The organism is Pantoea sp. Lij88, from assembly GCF_030062155.1.
In the GTDB taxonomy this organism is placed as follows: Bacteria; Pseudomonadota; Gammaproteobacteria; order Enterobacterales; family Enterobacteriaceae; genus Pantoea.
The window spans coordinates 403,503-420,956 of record NZ_CP118267.1 but is presented as its reverse complement, the minus strand read 5'-3'; the positions used below and the strand labels follow the sequence as shown (position 1 = coordinate 420,956).

At 54.8% G+C, this 17,454-nt stretch carries 16 protein-coding genes; 5 read left to right on the top strand and 11 right to left on the bottom strand.

Annotation, left to right across the window (positions count from 1 at the left end):
* Window positions 1–64 precede the first annotated feature (64 nt).
* On the top strand, window positions 65–448 hold the full coding sequence (locus PU624_RS02200) for a winged helix-turn-helix transcriptional regulator (protein ID WP_283544666.1): 384 nt from the start codon (window positions 65–67) through the stop codon (window positions 446–448).
* Window positions 449–559: 111 nt separating this feature from the next.
* Here PU624_RS02200 and PU624_RS02195 read toward each other — a convergent pair whose 3' ends face one another.
* Window positions 560–1,807 (bottom strand): sensor domain-containing diguanylate cyclase, encoded by a 1,248-nt coding sequence (locus tag PU624_RS02195; protein ID WP_283544665.1) that lies wholly within the window; start codon window positions 1,805–1,807, stop codon window positions 560–562.
* A 740-nt stretch (window positions 1,808–2,547) separates the two neighbouring features.
* Here PU624_RS02195 and PU624_RS02190 point away from each other — a divergent pair.
* A complete protein-coding gene (locus PU624_RS02190; RefSeq protein ID WP_283544664.1) occupies window positions 2,548–3,321 on the top strand; it encodes a COG4705 family protein in 774 nt (257 codons plus the stop codon).
* Window positions 3,322–3,431: 110 nt separating this feature from the next.
* On the opposite strand, the gene PU624_RS02185 is transcribed toward PU624_RS02190, so the two are convergent.
* Both PU624_RS02185 and PU624_RS02180 read right to left on the bottom strand, forming a co-directional pair.
* A complete protein-coding gene (locus tag PU624_RS02185) occupies window positions 3,432–3,758 on the bottom strand; it encodes a hypothetical protein (protein WP_283544663.1) in 327 nt (108 codons plus the stop codon).
* A 184-nt stretch (window positions 3,759–3,942) separates the two neighbouring features.
* Complete coding sequence (locus tag PU624_RS02180) at window positions 3,943–5,013, bottom strand: LacI family DNA-binding transcriptional regulator (protein ID WP_283544662.1); 1,071 nt, start codon at window positions 5,011–5,013, stop codon at window positions 3,943–3,945.
* 265 nt (window positions 5,014–5,278) lie between these two features.
* On the opposite strand from PU624_RS02180, the gene PU624_RS02175 reads away from it, so the two are divergent.
* Complete coding sequence (locus tag PU624_RS02175) at window positions 5,279–6,541, top strand: maltoporin (protein WP_283544661.1); 1,263 nt, start codon at window positions 5,279–5,281, stop codon at window positions 6,539–6,541.
* A gap of 108 nt (window positions 6,542–6,649) precedes the next feature.
* On the opposite strand, the gene PU624_RS02170 is transcribed toward PU624_RS02175, so the two are convergent.
* From PU624_RS02170 to PU624_RS02145, 6 genes are all read right to left on the bottom strand, one after another.
* Complete coding sequence (locus PU624_RS02170) at window positions 6,650–6,964, bottom strand: PTS sugar transporter subunit IIB (protein ID WP_283544660.1); 315 nt, start codon at window positions 6,962–6,964, stop codon at window positions 6,650–6,652.
* A 365-nt stretch (window positions 6,965–7,329) separates the two neighbouring features.
* Window positions 7,330–9,390: a beta-galactosidase gene (locus PU624_RS02165; RefSeq protein ID WP_283544659.1), complete on the bottom strand. Its 2,061-nt coding sequence runs from the start codon at window positions 9,388–9,390 to the stop codon at window positions 7,330–7,332.
* A gap of 41 nt (window positions 9,391–9,431) precedes the next feature.
* Window positions 9,432–10,625: a glycoside hydrolase family 53 protein gene (locus tag PU624_RS02160; RefSeq protein ID WP_283544658.1), complete on the bottom strand. Its 1,194-nt coding sequence runs from the start codon at window positions 10,623–10,625 to the stop codon at window positions 9,432–9,434.
* 3 nt (window positions 10,626–10,628) lie between these two features.
* The gene (locus PU624_RS02155; protein ID WP_003851665.1) at window positions 10,629–11,480 is read right to left on the bottom strand and encodes a sugar ABC transporter permease; all 852 of its coding nucleotides are present in this window, start codon (window positions 11,478–11,480) and stop codon (window positions 10,629–10,631) included.
* Between the two features lie 10 nt (window positions 11,481–11,490).
* Window positions 11,491–12,840, bottom strand: a complete 1,350-nt coding sequence (locus PU624_RS02150) for a carbohydrate ABC transporter permease (protein ID WP_502921553.1) — start codon at window positions 12,838–12,840, stop codon at window positions 11,491–11,493.
* Complete coding sequence (locus PU624_RS02145) at window positions 12,840–14,060, bottom strand: extracellular solute-binding protein (protein ID WP_283544656.1); 1,221 nt, start codon at window positions 14,058–14,060, stop codon at window positions 12,840–12,842. Before PU624_RS02145 ends, PU624_RS02150 begins: the two co-directional genes overlap by 1 nt.
* Window positions 14,061–14,373: 313 nt before the next feature.
* On the opposite strand from PU624_RS02145, the gene PU624_RS02140 reads away from it, so the two are divergent.
* On the top strand, window positions 14,374–15,504 hold the full coding sequence (locus PU624_RS02140) for an ABC transporter ATP-binding protein (protein ID WP_502921552.1): 1,131 nt from the start codon (window positions 14,374–14,376) through the stop codon (window positions 15,502–15,504).
* 125 nt (window positions 15,505–15,629) lie between these two features.
* On the opposite strand, the gene PU624_RS02135 is transcribed toward PU624_RS02140, so the two are convergent.
* On the bottom strand, window positions 15,630–16,187 hold the full coding sequence (locus tag PU624_RS02135) for a hypothetical protein (protein ID WP_283544654.1): 558 nt from the start codon (window positions 16,185–16,187) through the stop codon (window positions 15,630–15,632).
* A 71-nt stretch (window positions 16,188–16,258) separates the two neighbouring features.
* Window positions 16,259–16,600: a hypothetical protein gene (locus PU624_RS02130; protein ID WP_283544653.1), complete on the bottom strand. Its 342-nt coding sequence runs from the start codon at window positions 16,598–16,600 to the stop codon at window positions 16,259–16,261.
* A 394-nt stretch (window positions 16,601–16,994) separates the two neighbouring features.
* Here PU624_RS02130 and PU624_RS02125 point away from each other — a divergent pair, with 394 nt between their 5' ends.
* Window positions 16,995–17,432, top strand: coding sequence for a DUF2628 domain-containing protein (locus PU624_RS02125; RefSeq protein WP_283544652.1), 438 nt, complete (start codon window positions 16,995–16,997; stop codon window positions 17,430–17,432).
* Window positions 17,433–17,454 lie beyond the last annotated feature (22 nt).

Below are 17,454 nucleotides of genomic sequence, written 5' to 3'. Positions count from 1 at the left end.
ATATTTATTATATTTAGTGTCAATTACGCACCTGATGTACACCAGATATCCTCAAGGAAACCTCATGACCACTGATATCACCGTTGTGCTGGCCGAGATCAACAGCACGCGCCCTATTCTGGAACAGGTGGCAAACAAATGGTCAGTATTGATTCTGACCGTGTTGTGCTCCCAGCCGTCACGTTTTAACGCCATTAAGCGCAGGCTCGATCCCATTACCCATAAGTCTCTGACGGAGGCACTGCGGCGACTGGAACGAAATGGACTGGTGAGCCGCCGTGTGATCGCCTCCTCCCCCGTGGCGGTCGAATATTCGATTACGCCGCTGGGCCGGACTTTACAGGATCCGTTTATCGCGCTGGTGAGCTGGGCGAAGCAACATGGGGGAGCGATGGAACAGGCGCAGGCGGTTTATGATGATGGGCGGGATGGGGAAGAATCGATATAAACCTTAGCCCGGACGCTGCTGCGGCATGGCGATAGCGTCAGGTTGATGAGCGGAGAAGTTCAGTAAAAGCCCTGCAGGGCCGCAAACGAAACACGCAATCCTGGGCGTCAACTAATCCGCTGCGGACTCAAAAAACTGATAAGAGCCATCGCGCCGTGCTTTGGCCTGGTACATCGCCTTGTCCGCGTTTTCGAATAACATTTTGGCCGATGCCGTACCGAAACGGGCCAGGCTGATCCCAATCGCCGCGCCGATGCGCACATCCCTGTTATCAATGGCGAATGGCTCGTGCAGACTGTCGATAATCCGCCGGGCAATGGCGGAAGCGGCTTCGCGGTTGCTGCACTTCGCTGCCACGACAAACTCATCTCCACCCAGCCGCGCCACCGAGTCGCCCGGACGCATGCAGCGTTGCAGCCGTTCACTGAACTGTTGCAATAAAGCATCACCTGTCGCGTGGCCCATCAGATCGTTCACCGCCTTAAACCCATTCAAATCGATAAACATCACGGTGGTGAAAGCCTGATCGTCTGTCTGCGACAGCATGCAGCCCACCTTCTCGATGATCCAGGCACGATTATGCAGTCCGGTCAGCGTGTCCAGGGTCGCCAGCTTCTCAAGATCGCGCATCCGTTCTTTGTCTCGCGTGATGTCGCGTGAAACCAGCACGGCACCAATATTTTTGCCGGAATTAGGGTTGATGACGCCACAGGCTTTTGTGCCCAGATTGATGTAATGGCCGTCACGATGCAGTTTACGCACCTCAACCACATCCGGCAGCACGCCCCCGCTGAAGATACAGCCCAGCGCTTCAGTGGCTAATCCGCGATCGTCGGGATGCAGGAAATCCACCACCATCTGGCCGACGACTTCTTCGGCAGTCCAGCCAATCATTTCGCTATAAGAAGGCGAGATGGAAACGTAACGGCCTTCCGCGTCGCAATGGGCAATCAGATCGGTGCTGTTTTCAATTAACAAACGATATTCTGCTGCGGTGCGCAGTGCATCTTCCAGCGCCTTACGCTGTCCGGTCACATCAAGAATGAAGCCGTTATATTGCAGGTGAGATGTACCAGGCTGGGCGTCCGGTAAGCCGGACAAAAGCACACGGCGCGTCTTGCCATCCAGACAGTGGATCGGCACTTCGATATGAAAAGGGGTCAGCATTTCCAGCGCGGCAGTCAGTTTCAGCGCGATTTTCGCATCGTCATCAGCCTGCGCCAGCCTCAGCCATGAACTCAGCGTCACGCCCTTCAGTTCAGGCATCAGACCCGCCGGGCTTGCCTGACTGGCGACGCAGATACCCTGGGCGTCTGTAGACCAGACAGCGGTAAAAGAGGGTTTGATCATTGTGTTCATGGCGGCCGACTCCGATGTCGCTGACGATATTAAATAAGCTCAATACCCGTCGCTACAGACCTGATTATAACCGTTATTGCCCGCCTGAAGCTGAAGGCGGCTCCGGGGGCAGGTTCATCATTGCAGGAATAACCACCATCAAACGCTGGCTGAAACCGGAACCTCTGCGGCTGCAGTTTCTGAGATGCCATTTCCCTATGGTTCTTCGCAAAACGTCTATGACAGTATGCAGTGTCAGAAGTATGAGCCTGAGGTTATCGGCTCATCTGGCCTCAATCTTTAATGACAGCGTGATATCTCAGCGATGAGGAAACGTAGTGTTTTCAGCTTGTCTGAGTCCCTGTACGTCACCGGCGATTTCTGTTTCATCCTTCTTCATCTGTCGGGAGCAACTGGCTAAACCCGAAAAGAATGCACAGTCACCTTATAATTCTTTAATTTTATTTCTTTTAGCGACCTGTCAGCCAGAAGCGTGTTGTAGCGCACCTCAGATAACCCGTCACAGGCCAGGTTCACTTATTCCCTGCTGGAACACATAAATTAACATTGAATACAGCGTGATATGTGCTTCCCGTCTGAACCGTGTTTGACCTCCGAGTATTTTCACCGCGACCAGAACGCCGTGAAAACATTTTGAATAAACCCTCAACCCATTCCTGCAGCTTAATCTTTCCTTAAGATTAATCCTATAACCTCTCCACTGTATTAGCCCATGTTGGGCTTTTCCGGAGTATCACCCTATGCAAAATAACAACACAGCCTCTCACGCTCTGAGTAAAGTTCCGGCCGTTACCGCGGCTTTCTGGTTAACCAAAATCGCTGCAACTACCCTGGGTGAAACCGGCGGCGATGCGGTGACTATGTCGATGAATCTGGGGTACCTGACCGGAACACTGATTTTCGCCATCATCTTTCTGATCGCGGTGGTCGTGCAGATCAACCGTCACAGCTTCAACAAATGGATTTACTGGTTTACCGTGGTTGCCACCACTACGGTCGGCACAACGATGGCAGATTTTGCCGATCGCTCACTGAACATTGGTTATCTGGGTGGCACCCTGCTGCTGAGCACACTGCTCATCCTCTCGCTCTTCCTCTGGAAAATCACCTGCGGTACGGTCGCAGTGAGTTCGGTGAACAACGCGGTTACCGAGAGCTTTTACTGGGTCACTATTATGTTTTCCCAGACGCTGGGCACGGCGTTAGGTGACTGGACAGCAGACACAGAAGGTCTGGGCTACGATGGCGGGATACTGCTGTTTGTTGGCGCGCTGGTGATCATCTGGGCGGCCAGTCGCTTTACCTCACTTTCACGCACTGCGCTTTTCTGGGCGGCCTTTATCCTGACCCGACCTCTGGGTGCCGTTGTCGGCGATTTCCTGGATAAACCCCTTGCCTCAGGCGGACTGGCGCTGAGTCGCTACGGTGCCTCGCTGACGCTGGCACTGATCATCATCGCCTGCCTGGTGGTGCTGCCACAGCGCCCGGCCATGAAAACGGCAGCGGCCAATTAAAACAGCGCGACCGCCAGACCGACAGGCAACGCATTCATACGCGCTATCAGGGCCGCCAGCAATGGCGGCTTTTTTAATCTCTGTTGCATCGTAACCCAAAGATTGCCAAATCAGACTGGACGTTCAAAGGAGATGAAATGGCTATCGGGCGCGGCGGAAAGTACCGGAAGACGCTCTGCAGGCTCCTGCAGATTCACCCGAAAGGCGGTGTTACTGGCATCAAGGCAGACGGTTCTCAGATGCCGGTTACAGATAAACCATATTTCATCGCGGTCATTTGAAAGAATGTAGTAGGCATCTGAAGTTTCAGAGGGGTTAAAACATCCCAGCGCGCGATATGCCGTCTGCGGGGTAAAGCCACTGGAAAGCGGCAGCGGCCTGGGGCCATGCGCTAACTCTTCAATCCTGAGGTAAAGTCCCTGTTCGAGCCACAACATAATGTCACTCCCTGAAGCCAGAGAAAGCGGGCTGAATGTATCGGTAGCCTTACCGCGCATCAGTATGCACGTCGCTACAGCATCAGACGACCAGGTAAGTTGTCCGACATTCAGAATAATTGTCCTGATCTGAGCATAGCAGCGGTGCGTTCATGTGCTTTTTTTATCTTCATGGATTGCCGTACTACTCAAGCTTGCTTGCGAGCAGCCGTAGCTGTTCGGCTATCTGCTTTAAATCGCGCTGCTGCTGCCCGGCGCTGCCGGTCGAACTGCGCACCACCAGCTTTGCGGGCAGAATCGAGGAGGAGCGCTGCTCATCCTGCTCACTGGCTAACAACAGACGCGCAACCGCCTCCTTGCCCTGCAAATCCAGATCCAGCGACACCGTCGTCAGCGCCGGATGGAAGAAGGCGCTTTCATAGGTGTCATCATAGCCAATCACCGAAATCTGACCCGGCACCGCCACGCCGCGCTGATGCAGCGCGCTCAGCACACCCAGCGCCATCTGATCGTTACCCACCAGCAGCGCACTAAACTCCGGCGCTTCCCGCAACAGTTGCAGCACGCCGTTATACCCACTCTGGGCATCCCAGTTGCCGTGACTGACACTGACGGGCTTCAGCCGGTAACTTTCCAGCGTATCCAGCCAGCTCTTTAACCGCAGATTGGCGGAGACGGACTGCTCAGGCCCGGCCAGCAGCGCAAATTCGCGATGCCCCTGTTCATAGAGATATTTAACGCTGGCGCGGGTGCCATCAGCCGGGTTAAACGAAACGTTAAACACCGAGCTGTAGGGATCCACATCCAGGAACAGGCAGAGGATGTCTTCGTTCTCCTGCACAATCTTTTCAGCGTCGCTGCTCTCCAGCGGGACGTTGATGATGACCTTATCCACCCGCTGAGACTTCAGCTCATTGATACAATTCTGCAGACTTTGATTGACGTTCTCATCAATCATGGCAATCAGCACCTGATAGTCCGCTGCGTTGGCATAACGTTTCACCGCAGCGGCCACCTGTGATGGCGCATGTAAAGCCAGCGATGTGGTCACCAGACCCAGCGTCGTACTCTGCTTCCCCACCAGCTGCTGCGCCAGTCGGTTAGGCACGTAGCGCAGGGTCTCAATTGACTGTTCCACCTTGCGCCGCGTTGATTCCGAGACATTTGCCGACTTATTCAGAACCCTTGATACCGTCTGATACGACACGCCAGCATGACGGGCGACGTCCTCTAAGGTGGCATTTTTTGATTTCATAATTCGCATCTCTGATGACCGATAGCGGAATGGTATCACAGGCAGTAGTTAAGCCAGACTGTCGCAGTCACATTGCGCGAATAAAAAATAAAAGTAATACCTTCACATAGTAAAATTTGGTGATCTGATTCACTAATCGTTACAAATACCGCCACTTTATTTGCAGTGCATCACACATTATCGCGATTTTGTTTGTCACCAATCTGACAAAAGGCGTTTACTGCCGCTGTCATGTGAACGTATTACAAATAAAATTGAGGATAACATGGAAACAAGGTTACGTACTGCTGCTGTGGCGCTTGCTGCGGCCCTGACCTCCCCGACGCTCTATGCCGCTATCGACAACATTGATTTCCATGGCTATCTGCGTGGTGGCGTGGGCGTATCGCAGGATGGCGGTATTGAAGAGTATCAAAAGAACAAGGTGGGCCGTCTGGGCAACGAAGCCGACACCTATGGCGAGGTTGAACTTGGCAGCGAGGTCTACAAAAAGGATGATGTCAGTTTCTACGTCGACACCATGGTCAGCATGTTCTCCGACGGCTCTAACGATAACGAAACCACCTTCGGCGACGACGCACAGTTTGGTTTACGTCAGCTGAACCTGCAGATTAAAGGGCTGGTGCCGGGTGACAAGGATGCGGTGATCTGGGGCGGTAAGCGCTACTACCAGCGTCACGATCTGCACATCATTGATACCAAATACTGGAATATCTCCGGCTCGGGCGCCGGTATCGAAAACTACACGCTGGGTCCGGGCGCTATTTCATTTGCGTGGATTCGTGGCGATGCGAATGACGTGGATTACCGCGTCGATGGCGATAACGACGTCAACATCAACTACCTCGATCTGCGCTATGCCGGCTGGACACCCTGGAGCGGCGCGTGGACGGAGTTCGGTATTGATTACGCGATGCCGAACACCACCAACAAACAGAAAGAATATGGTGGCCTGTATGACGCGGATAACGGCGTTATGGTCACCAGTGAAATCAGTCAGGACGTGTGGGGCGGCTATCAGAAACTGGTGTTCCAGTACGCCAACAAAGGCCTGGCGCAGAACATGATTTCGCAGGGCGGCGGCTGGTATGACATGTGGAACGATACCCAAAACGCCACCGGCTACCGCGTGATCAACACCGGCCTGCTGCCGATTACCGACAAGTTCTCCATTAATCAGGTCTTCACCTGGGGTTCAGCGGATGATGTGACCGCGCAGACCAGCAAAAGTACCCTGCTGTCGCTGGTGGGCCGGGGACAGTATCAGTTCACCCAGTATGTTCGCGGCATTGGCGAGGTCGGCAGCTTTTGGCAGAAAGATGAGAACAAAGTGGGCAGCGACTACAGACAGGCGGGTCAGAAATATACGCTGGCGCTGGGCCTGGCAGCCGGTCCCGAGTTTATGTCACGTCCGGAACTGCGTCTGTTTGCCTCTTACCTGAATGACTCAGAAGATGGACATAGCTTCAAAGACAACACCAGTAACAACACCTGGAACTTCGGCGTACAGGTCGAAGCCTGGTGGTAACCACGCAGTCTCCTCATTGTGATCATTGTTAAGCTCTTATGCAGGGGCTTATTTGGATAACCGGCGACGGTTATCCATTTTTTTTACTTCGTATTTTACAGCGGCGTGTTATTCCGGCCTGAAGAAACGGGCTTCGAGAAGCTGACGCAGCTGGTCAGACTGCTTACCAAAGATCGCATGAACCTCATGCCCCAGAATCACTACGCCAATCGCTCCGGCTTTCTGCAATCCCGCCGTATCCACCGCCTTCAGCGACCTCACCTTCACGCGAAGCCGCGTTAAACAGGCGTCTACCTGCTCAATATTCTCACGTCCGCCAAAGCAGTTCACCAGACGCTCCAGGAGCTCACTGTCTACTTCAAGCTCTTCCACCGTCAGCGGCTGCCGACTGAAATATTGCTTAAACGATTTCAGACTCACCATGTTGTTCTCCTTCAGATAATAAAAAGGCGGGCTGCTGCCCGCCACTCATGACTGATAACCGAAAACGAGGGGTACAGGCTCGGGACCGCTCACAGAATATACACGCTTCGTGCACCCATCCTGCAATCAGGCTCTAAAAAACCTGCCCTACATCAAGAGTAAAACCCAGCTATTCCTACAGACAATGCCCGGTCTCAAAAGCGATGGGGCATATGCCTGTAGCAAAGCATCACGGGCCAGGGACGGCCCGTGCTGAGCGGGCAGGGATGCCGTCTTTTGCATCTTTGCGGAAGGCATATGCCCTCTGAGCCGGTAAGCAGACTGCCAGCAATCGCCAACAAACCTGCCCCTGAGCCTGAGTAGCCCTACACCAGTGGCACACTCAAAACTCTGCACCCCCACGGCCCCAGCGTCAGCGATTCCCCAACACCTGCGCCATCAACCAAATCCGTCAGCCCGGCAGGCAATGACACCTGCTGCACCTGCGCCGTAAAGTTCTGCACAAACAGAAACGCCTGCTCGCCATCCGTTCGGCGTTGCACCACCACGCCCGGCGGCAAATCACTCGCCAGCGCACGCGGCAACCCCAGCTGCTTAATCAGCGCAGCATAAAAATCCCGATGGAACGGCAGATCATTACGCGACGCGATATACCAGGCTTTCCCCTGACCGACACGGTTCACCGTCACCGCCGGGGTGCCGGCATAAAAATCACTCTCGTAAGTGGCCAGCGCAGTCGCGCCCTCCAGATGGATATGCTCGCAAAGCTCCCGTGCCTGATACGGCCCGCTCAACCCCAGCTCATTGCCGCGCACACCGCGCACGCCGTTAAACTCCTCATCGGTCAGACTGTCGATCTCTTCTGACCAGATGCCGAGCAGCGGCCGCAGCGGCCCAGGGAACCCGCCGGAATAACAAAGATCGCTCTCATTCACGATGCCGCTCCAGTAGCTGGCCACGAAATGCCCGCCCCGCTCAACATGCGCTTCTGCTCGCGCCGCAAAACCGTCGCGCACCATATACAGCATCGGCGCAATCACCAGATCGTAACCGCTGAAATCGCTGTCGCCGTTAATCACATCGACCGCAACGCCCTGTTCCCAGAACGCCCGATAATGCTCGTTTACCGTGCGCTCATAATGCAGGCCGAGATTGCGCGGTCCCTGCGCGTTATCCATCGCCCAGCGACTCTCCCAGTCAAAAATAATCGCCACCCGGGCCTCAACCCGACTGCCCATTACCGGCGTCATCGCGGCCAGCATCCGGCCCAGTTCAATCACTTCACGACCGGTGCGCGTATCCAGATGACCGACATGATCGACGACGGCGCCATGAAACTTCTCGACCGAACCCCGGCTCTTGCGCCACTGGAAATACTGTACCGCGTCCGCACCATGCGCCACCGCCTGCAGTGACGACAGAATATGCATCCCCGGTTTCTTTAACTTGCTGGTCGGCTGCCAGTTCGTCGCGCCCGGCGTCGACTCCATCAGCACGAACGGCTTGCCCTGCTTCAGCGTGCGCATCAAATCGTGATACATCGCGGTATAACAGGCGAGCGTGGTCTCATCCTTCTCGTTGTGCCACATCGGGTAGCTGTCCCACGAGATAAAATCGAGCGCCGAAGCCAGCGTCCAGTAATCGTAGTCGTAGAAATACTCCATGAAATTGGTGGTGGCAGGCAGATCGGGATTGGCCTGCTTCAGCGGTTTAATCTCCTCCCGGCAGAAGTCCGTCACCTGCGCGGTCATAAATCGTCGCCAGTCCAGATTCAGGCCATGAATCGACATCTCACCCTGTGGCGCAGGCGAGACAATCTGAGACCAGTCGCTATACGTGTGACTCCAGAAATCGCTCCACCAGGCGAAATTCAGCCTCTCCAGCGTCTCATAGCGCCGCTGCAGCCAGCCGCGAAACGCCTCCTGACAGCGATCGCAGTGACACTCGCCGCCATACTCGTTGGAAATATGCCAGCCGATCACCGCCGGATGATGCGCATAGCGCGCCGCCAGCCGGCTGTTCATCGCCTGCACTTTCTGGCGATAGACCGGCGAAGTCATACAGTGATTATGACGGCCGCCATGCAGGGCGGGTACGCGATCGCGCCCCACGCGTAACACCTCCGGATACGCCTGCGACATCCAGGCCGGACGCGCCCCGCTCGGGGTCGCAAGAAACACAGAAATTCCCTGCAGCCACAGCGTATCGATCACCTCATCCAGCCAGCCAAACTCATAGCGTCCCTCTTCCGGCTCCAGCTTCGCCCAGCTGAAAATACCCACCGACATAACGTTACAGTTTGCCTGCTTCATCATTGCCACGTCGTCATCAATAATGCCCGGCTGGTGCACCCACTGTTCCGGATTGTAGTCAGCACCATGCAGCAGCCGGTTAACCCGGGCGCTGAGCGGGGGAAATTTATTCATACCTGTTCCTCAGAGGAAGACATCAGCGTTAGCGCTAATAATTAATGAAAAACCTGTAGCGAAGGCAGCGCCTTGCCGTGACAGTCAAACAGCGCCTGGTTTTCGCGGGCGTTACCCTGTTTCCATTCGTCGTGGATATATTTCATGCCAGCAGGAGTCGCCCAGGTATTGCCGGGCGCGGGGATCCACGCCGGTTCCCAGTAAACCACGCCCTTGCCGCGATGGTCCGGCACTGCCATCACCGCTTTGATCAGGTCATGCAGATAGGCCGCCTGACCCTGAACCGTGCCGGGATAGCCGCCCGCTTTTTCTTCTTTAGCCTGGAAACTGTTCTCAGCGTTGTCACAGTTTTCCAGCGTGTAGCCGTAGGCCGCTTCCACCACCATCACATCCTTGTCATAGCGCCGGGAGATATCATCCATGTTGGCTTTCAGGGCGCTGATGGGTCCGTTCCAGTAGGTGTACATCGACAGGCCAATCACATCGAACGGCACATCACGCTTAACGATTTCGTCAAACCACCAGCGGAACATGTCGTTTTTCGTGCCCTCGGCCAGATGCAGCATGATCTTCACCTGATGCGGATCGCTGAGGTTTTCGCGCAGCCCGCTGATGCCGGCTTTCAGCAGACCGGCCAGACGATCGAACTCGCCGCCGTTCTGGCCCCAGCTCTTGCCTTCCGGCCAGAGCATGCCGCCATTCAGCTCATTGCCAATCTGCACGATATCCGGCATCACGCCTTCCGCTTTAAAGCGGGCGATGGTGTCGCGCGTATAGTCATGCACCTGCGTTTCCAGCTGCGGAAAGGTCAGCGACTGCCAGGCTTTGGGCTTGAACTGCTTGCCGGGATCGGTCCAGAAATCGCTGTAATGGATATCCAGCAGCAGCTTCAGGCCCGCCGCTTTCACGCGCTTCGCCAGCGCCAGCGTGGTCGCCAGATCGTTGCCGCCACCGCCGTAGGTGTGACCGCTGTCGTCGGTGGGATCGACCCACAGCCGCAGCCGGATGGTGTTAATACCGCTGGCTTTCAGGATGGCGATGGCATCCTGCTGCTGGTTGTCCGCGTTGTAGAATTTCGCGCCCTGCTTCTCCAGCTCAGCCAGCGAGGAGATATCCGCACCTTTGATAAAATCGGCGGGCCACGGCCCGGCAGAGGCGATGACAGGCTGATCGGCGGCGAGCAGCGGTGTCGCCCAGGCCAGCGCCAGGGCGAGAATCAATGTTTTTGGCGTCATGATTTATCCTTTAGTACTGCCTGAGGCCAGGCCGGAAACGAAGTACTTCTGCAGGGCCAGATAGAACACCGCTACCGGCACGGCGATCAGCACGGCACCGGCCGCGTAGGTGGTGTAGCTGGCGCCCATTTTTTGCGACACCAGGTTATAGAGGCCAATCGGCAGCGTGAACTGCTCCGGCGTGCGTAAGATGGTGCTGGAGAGAATGAAATCGCCCAGCGGCCCGGTGAAGGAGAACAGCGCCACGACTGCCAGAATCGGTTTCGACAGCGGCATGATGATCTCCACAAAGATGCGGAAATTGCCTGCCCCGTCCATGCGCGCCGACTCATCCAGATCTTTGGGAATCGAGTCGAGGTAGCCCTTCATCAGATAGGTGTTCATCGGGATCATCCCGCCGACGTAGATCAGCACCAGCGCCAGGTGGCTGTTGATTAATCCCAGCAGCTGCGACAGCACAAAAATCGCTATCAGCGCCGAAAACTGCGGAATCATCTGCAGCAGCAGAAACAGCATCAGGCCGTTCTGACGCCCTTTGAACCGAAAACGGGAAAAGGCGTAGGCGGTACAGCTGACGCTGATGAGCGTCAGTACCATGGTCAGGAAACTGATTTTCATCGAGTTCCAGTACCACGTCATATAAGGCACCGTGCCGTTGAACAGGTCGCGGTAGTGCTGCAGCGACGCATTCTCCGGGATGATCGAACTGCTGAGCAGGCTGTTACCTGCATTCAGTGATGCCCCAACCGTCCAGACCAGTGGATAGATGATGATGGTCGAGACGGCCAGCACCACCAGCCAGGTCAGCGACAGGCGTATCCACCTTTCGCGTTTAATACTGCCGGACTTCGCCATAACTGCTCCCTTACGCCATCTCATCTTGTTTAAACGACCGGGTCGCGCGGAACTGCCACAGCGCCAGACCGACCACGAAAATCGACAGCAGAATGGTGATGGTGGCCGCGATAGCGTATTGCGACGACGACATGGTGAGCTTGTAGATCCACGACACCAGGATATCGGTTCCTCCGGCATTCGATCCCGCCACGGCCGGGCCGCCGTTGTTAAACAGATAGATGATGTTGAAATTATTAAAGTTGAAGGTGTATTGCGTGATGATGATCGGCGCAATGGCGTAGAGCACCAGCGGCAGCGTGATGGTTTTCAGCCGCGTCCAGGCGCTGGCGCCATCCATGATTGCCGCCTCATAGAGGTCGTCCGGGATCGCCTGCAGCACACCGGTGGTCATCGCGAAGACAAACGGGAAACCCAGCCAGGTCTGCATCATGATCAGTGCCGTTTTGGTCCAGAACGGATCGGTCATCCAGGCTTTCGGCGCGATGCCAAAGAAGTCGAGAATCGCGTTGTTGATCACCCCAAAGCTGTCGTTGAACATCCCGGCAAACACCAGAATGGTCACAAAGCCCGGCACCGCCCACGGCAGGATAAAGATGGTCCGGATTAGCGGTTTAAAGCGCAGGTCTTTCTGATTCACCAGAATCGCCAGCATCACGCCCACCGTGCACTGCAGCGTGGTCGCCAGCAGCGTCCAGACCACCGTCCATTGCAGCACGTCAAAGAAGGTGGAGCGCCAGATCGACAGCGTGAAAATGTTGATGAAGTTTTTGAACCCCACCCAGTCCACCAGCTTCGCCGGGGGCGTGTGATAGAGGTTGTAGTTGGTGAAGGCGATGGCGAAACCAAACAGAATCGGAAACACCACCACAAACACCAGCAGAATAAAGCCCGGCGAAATCATCAGATACGGGAAGCCGTCGCGCAGCAGTAACTGATACTGCTGACGCACGCTGTTAAGCTGCTGGCCTTTATCGCGTTTAACGCCGTTGACCCACGCGTCGCGCACCGACACACCCCAGACCGCCACGCCGAAGGCGGCGATCAGCACGCTGATAATCCCCACTGCCAGCAGGAAAATGGAGTTATCACGCGGCACCGATTCACCCAGCGTATACAGCCCCCAGAATCCCTCACGCAGAAAATCGTGAAAGACGCCAGTAAAACTGCTGAGCAGGATCAGAAAGCACAGCCCTTTCGCCCACTGGCGGTGGTAAAACTGGCCGAAGCCAGGCAGCAGTGCCAGCAGCGCACCGGTCGTCGCATGACGACGCGGTCGCTTAGCCGTCACCAGATGTTCATCGGAAGATATCGCCACACTCTGATCCTTATCCTGTACGGTTATCCCGCGAACCGGCATTACTGATTGCTGGCCTGCATCGCTTCAATCTGCATGGTGATCTGCTTCACTGCGTTATCCAGCGCCGCTTTTGGCTCCTGCTTACCGGAAACGCTCAGCTCCAGTGCTGCATTAGCGGGACCCCACACTTCCTGCATCTCCGGCACACCCGGCATGGCTGACGCCCGCGCCGCCTGCACCGCAACCGCGTTGGCCTTTTCATCGTTTTTAATAATCGGATCGTTCATTAGTGCAGTAACCGGTGGGATCTCCTGGGTTTTCTGATAGCGCTCTTTCACATACTGCGGCTGGTTGATAAAGGTCAGGAACTTCTGCGCCAGCGCCTGATCTTTACTCCAGGTCGATACCACATAGCCTTTCACACCCAGGAAGGAACTCATCGGTTTGCCGTTAGGCAGCAATGGCAGGGGTGCCACGCCGTAGTTGATGCCGGCAGCCTGATAGGGCTGGAACGCCCACGGCCCGTTGATTACCGCCGCCGCTTTCTTCTCGGTAAACAGCGAGTCGATGGCATTCAGACCGTTGTCGCCCATGATGCCGCCCGGCAGTAATCCTTCACTGAAGAAGCGCCTGAGATACGTCACCGCCTCCACGCTGCCCGGCGTGTTCAGCCCGATATCTTTGGTGTTAATCGCGCCTTTAGCGTCTTTGCCAAAGATGTAAGAGCCCATCGGCGCCATCACGCCCCAGCTGTAGTAAATCTGGTCAAACTTAGCGAGCAGCCCATACTGCTTCGCCTCGCGCTGCTTCTGCGAGAAAGCGCGGTACTCATCCAGGGTTTTCAGCGGCGCTGGCAGGAGATCTTTGTTGTAGATCAGCACCAGGGTTTCCACCGCCTTCGGTACGCCATAGACCACGTTATTCTGCGTGAACGCCGCCATCGCCGACGGGGTAAAGACGCTCTGCTCCGCCGCGTCGATCTTCAGCGGTGCCAGCAAACCCTGCACCACCGCGCTGCCGAGCTGGTCGTTGGGGATCACCAGTACATCCGGGCCGATTCCCGCCGGGCCATCCAGACGCAGTTTCTCGATCTGCTGTGCAAACGGCATCTCCTGCACTTTCACTTCAACGCCGAACTGTTTCTGAAAATCGGCGACTGCCGTTTTGATGCCGTCTGATTTCTTAATGTCTTCCCAGACGGTGAGTTGCTGAGCGGCCCAGACGGATTGATTAAGCATCAATGCTGACAGGAGTAGCGTAACGCTGATTTTGATTTTCATTACCGGCCTCGTGTGAAGGTATGACATTTTAAGCTGTCATTTGCTGTTGTTCTTTTTTCAGACACATGTTCAACAGGGATTAACAGGACATGTGGTGAGTGATTAACGTATCGCATTTTCGCCATACGCTACGCGGAACAGGTGCTGCGCTCCAGCCCGTTTGCACCAATGTGTGATCGGTATTACAGAAATCAAAAACAGCGATAGGGCGCACTCTGGCGGAACGTTATAGTCAGCGCAGGCACCATCAGGGCTGACGTGATAATCGACTGACTGTTATACGTCATACATTTTAGCCGCAAAATTTCCTGCCATGAGGATCAGCATGTCCAGTATCAGATTGAGAAACGTCACTAAACGCTTTGGTAAAACAGAAACGCTGAAAAATATCGCGCTTGATATCGAGGCCGGGGAATTTGCGGTGTTCGTCGGTCCGTCAGGCTGCGGTAAATCCACGCTGCTGCGGCTGATTGCCGGGCTGGAAGAGATCAGTGAAGGCGAGATTCTGATTGGCGATGAGGTGATGAATGATGTGGCGCCTTCGCATCGCGGCGTGGCGATGGTGTTCCAGAGTTATGCACTCTATCCACACATGACGGTGGCGGAGAATATCGGCTATGGCCTGAAGGTCAACGGGCTGCCGAAAGCGCAGATTCAGCATCAGGTAGAGATGGTGGCGAAAACGCTGCAGCTGGGGCAATTGCTGGATCGCAAACCCAAACAGCTTTCCGGCGGACAGCGTCAGCGGGTCGCCATCGGTCGCGCGATTGTGCGTAATCCGCGGGTGTTTATGTTTGATGAGCCACTGTCGAACCTGGATGCAGAGCTGCGTGTCGATATGCGGCTGCACATTGCTAAACTGCATCAGGAGCTGAAAACCACCATGGTTTATGTCACACACGATCAGACGGAAGCGATGACGCTCGCCGATAAGATTGTGGTGATGAATTACGGCAAGGTGGAACAGGTCGGCTCTCCAATGGAGCTCTATTACAATCCGATCAACCGCTTTGTCGCGGGCTTTATCGGCTCACCAAAGATGAACTTCCTGCCCGCGCGCGTGGAGCAGTGTGGCCCTGCCGGGCTGGTTGCCCTGATTAATGACGGCGAACACCGGCTGCAACTCCCCTCGCCCATCCGCCCGCTGCAGCCGGGTGATGAGATCACCCTGGGTATCCGGCCGGAGCAGTTGCAAATCAACGGCGATGCCCCTCTGAATATCGACTTTCACTGCGAGGTGGTTGAGCGACTCGGCAATAATACCTGTCTGTTTGGTCAGAGCCACGGCCACGACGGCTTCAAGATGCTGCTGCCTGGCGATGTGCATTTCCGCCCCTATCAGACGCTGCGTCCTGCTTTTCATCCGCACCACTGCATGGTGTTTGATGCCAATGGCGCACGTATCAGCGCGGATATCGAGATGCCGCAGGTGCGCGCGGCCTGAAGTGAGCAACTGAGGGAGAGGTAACGAGAGGCCGGAAACGGCCTCAGACTGCTGACAGACTTAAATAAGGCTGAGTCTGACAGCAATCAATAACGTATTCGCGCAGGGAACACGGGCAGATCGGCTTATTTACCCAGAATATTGTTAACCGCTTTCAGGTGACCAGCCTTGTCTTTGTGATTTGAAATCACCTGAATAACGGTGAATTTCTTGTTGGCGACCGCCAGCAGCGTCGCCTGCTGCACATCGTTGCCGCCCATTTTGTTAGTAGCTTCAATATGATAAACCGGCAGACCATGGGCATTTTCAGTTTTCTCACTGATCACCGTATAAGAAGGTGATGCCTGCTTCTGCTTGTCTTTGATAGACTTCCCGCCTTCAAGAAAATCAGCGTCACTGCCACCGCGCGCAATGACCGGGATCTCTTCTTCGCCAATAATCATTACGCGTTTTTCCTGCTTGTTCACATACATAGTACCCGGACCGCCGCCCGGAACAGGCTGCTGCTCATAACCCTGCAGTTTGAAAGTCTGTTTGCCATCCAGCAAAGAGATCGTCTGCGTCTGCGGATTTGCGGCTTGCGCTGTTTTCGCTTCGGCAGCCGATGCGATCATCGGGGTGCTGCCAAGGGCAGCGGTCAGGCAGAGGGCACCCATAATGTTTAATGATTGACGTAATTTCACCGTGAACTCCTTCGTGTAGTGGATATTTCCATTTCACTGACACCCCATCGGGTGTCGGCGAGGCAGAGGCGTTATCGGGTCAGGTCGTAAATACAGATCCCTGAACCGAGCAGTAACAGAATAATCGGCCAGTAGAGAACGGGGATAAAAAAGAAGTTGTGGGTTTTTTCGGGGGCCATCATCGGCTCACTTTTAGTGGCGGTGGCGATGGAATCCAGCCATTTTTCCTGCCGGAGTGCCCAGACGAAGAGCGCACAAAAAAGGGCTGCAACGATGAGTGCCGCCCCTGTTGCCCATAAATGTGCGATAAAGAAACCGTCGTAGTAATAAAAATCCAGCACCCATTTACACAGCAGATAGGCAGCGCAAATTAATAGCGCGACAAAAAGCCCGACTCCGCTCCACGCGATCATCTTTATATCCTTTAACAGGGTGAAGAACGAGGAATGATTTTCAGAAAATTAACATATTTTTATCATTGTGGCGATATTTTCTTTGGTGCTAATATTCCCCCTGGCCCGTTCAGGGCGTATCGGCCTGTTTCATTATAAAGCGCCAGATGCTGGCAGGGTTATTTCCTGAGGATGTTGCTTACCCGAACCCGGCGTTCTGTCAATATTACGCACCGGGCGCGACAGGGCTATTTGTTGCGCTGCGATATTATTTGCGTGTGAATGAATCGCGGCTGCGGCATCACTGTTTTTAAAATTCGCATCGGCTGTTTCGACACGCGGAATTTATGCCGCTGTCATCCGTTTGAAACAGTTGGCTGCCCGACAGATATTCGCCTAAGGCATGGAGGTTAACATGGAACAACTCACTGAAAATAATCGCAAAGAGAATACGTCTAAAAAGTACAGTGCGAAGTGGCAGGCCCGCTTTGATTTTTTTGACCGTTATGGTGCGCCCAGTTCACCCGGCTTCAGAGAGGCACTGAAATCACTGACTTTCAGACAAAAATTCAGGGTGAACATGAACTTAATTGCCTTCCTTTTCGGGCCGATTTATCTGTTTGTACTCGGCCTGTGGAAGAAGAACATCATGCTGATTTTAATTATGATGGCTGTTTATACTGCTGTAATCATCGCCTTAGCGATAGTGGGCATGGAATTTCCACGGTATCTTCAGGTTGGTCTGGGCTATGGCTTTAACGCCCTGTATGGCATGACGACGAATTACAATTATTACCTGAAAGAGCGAAAAGGTGACAACAGCTGGAATCCCTTTAAAGGGATACGCTGGTAATTTCTTTCAGCGCGGCTGGCAA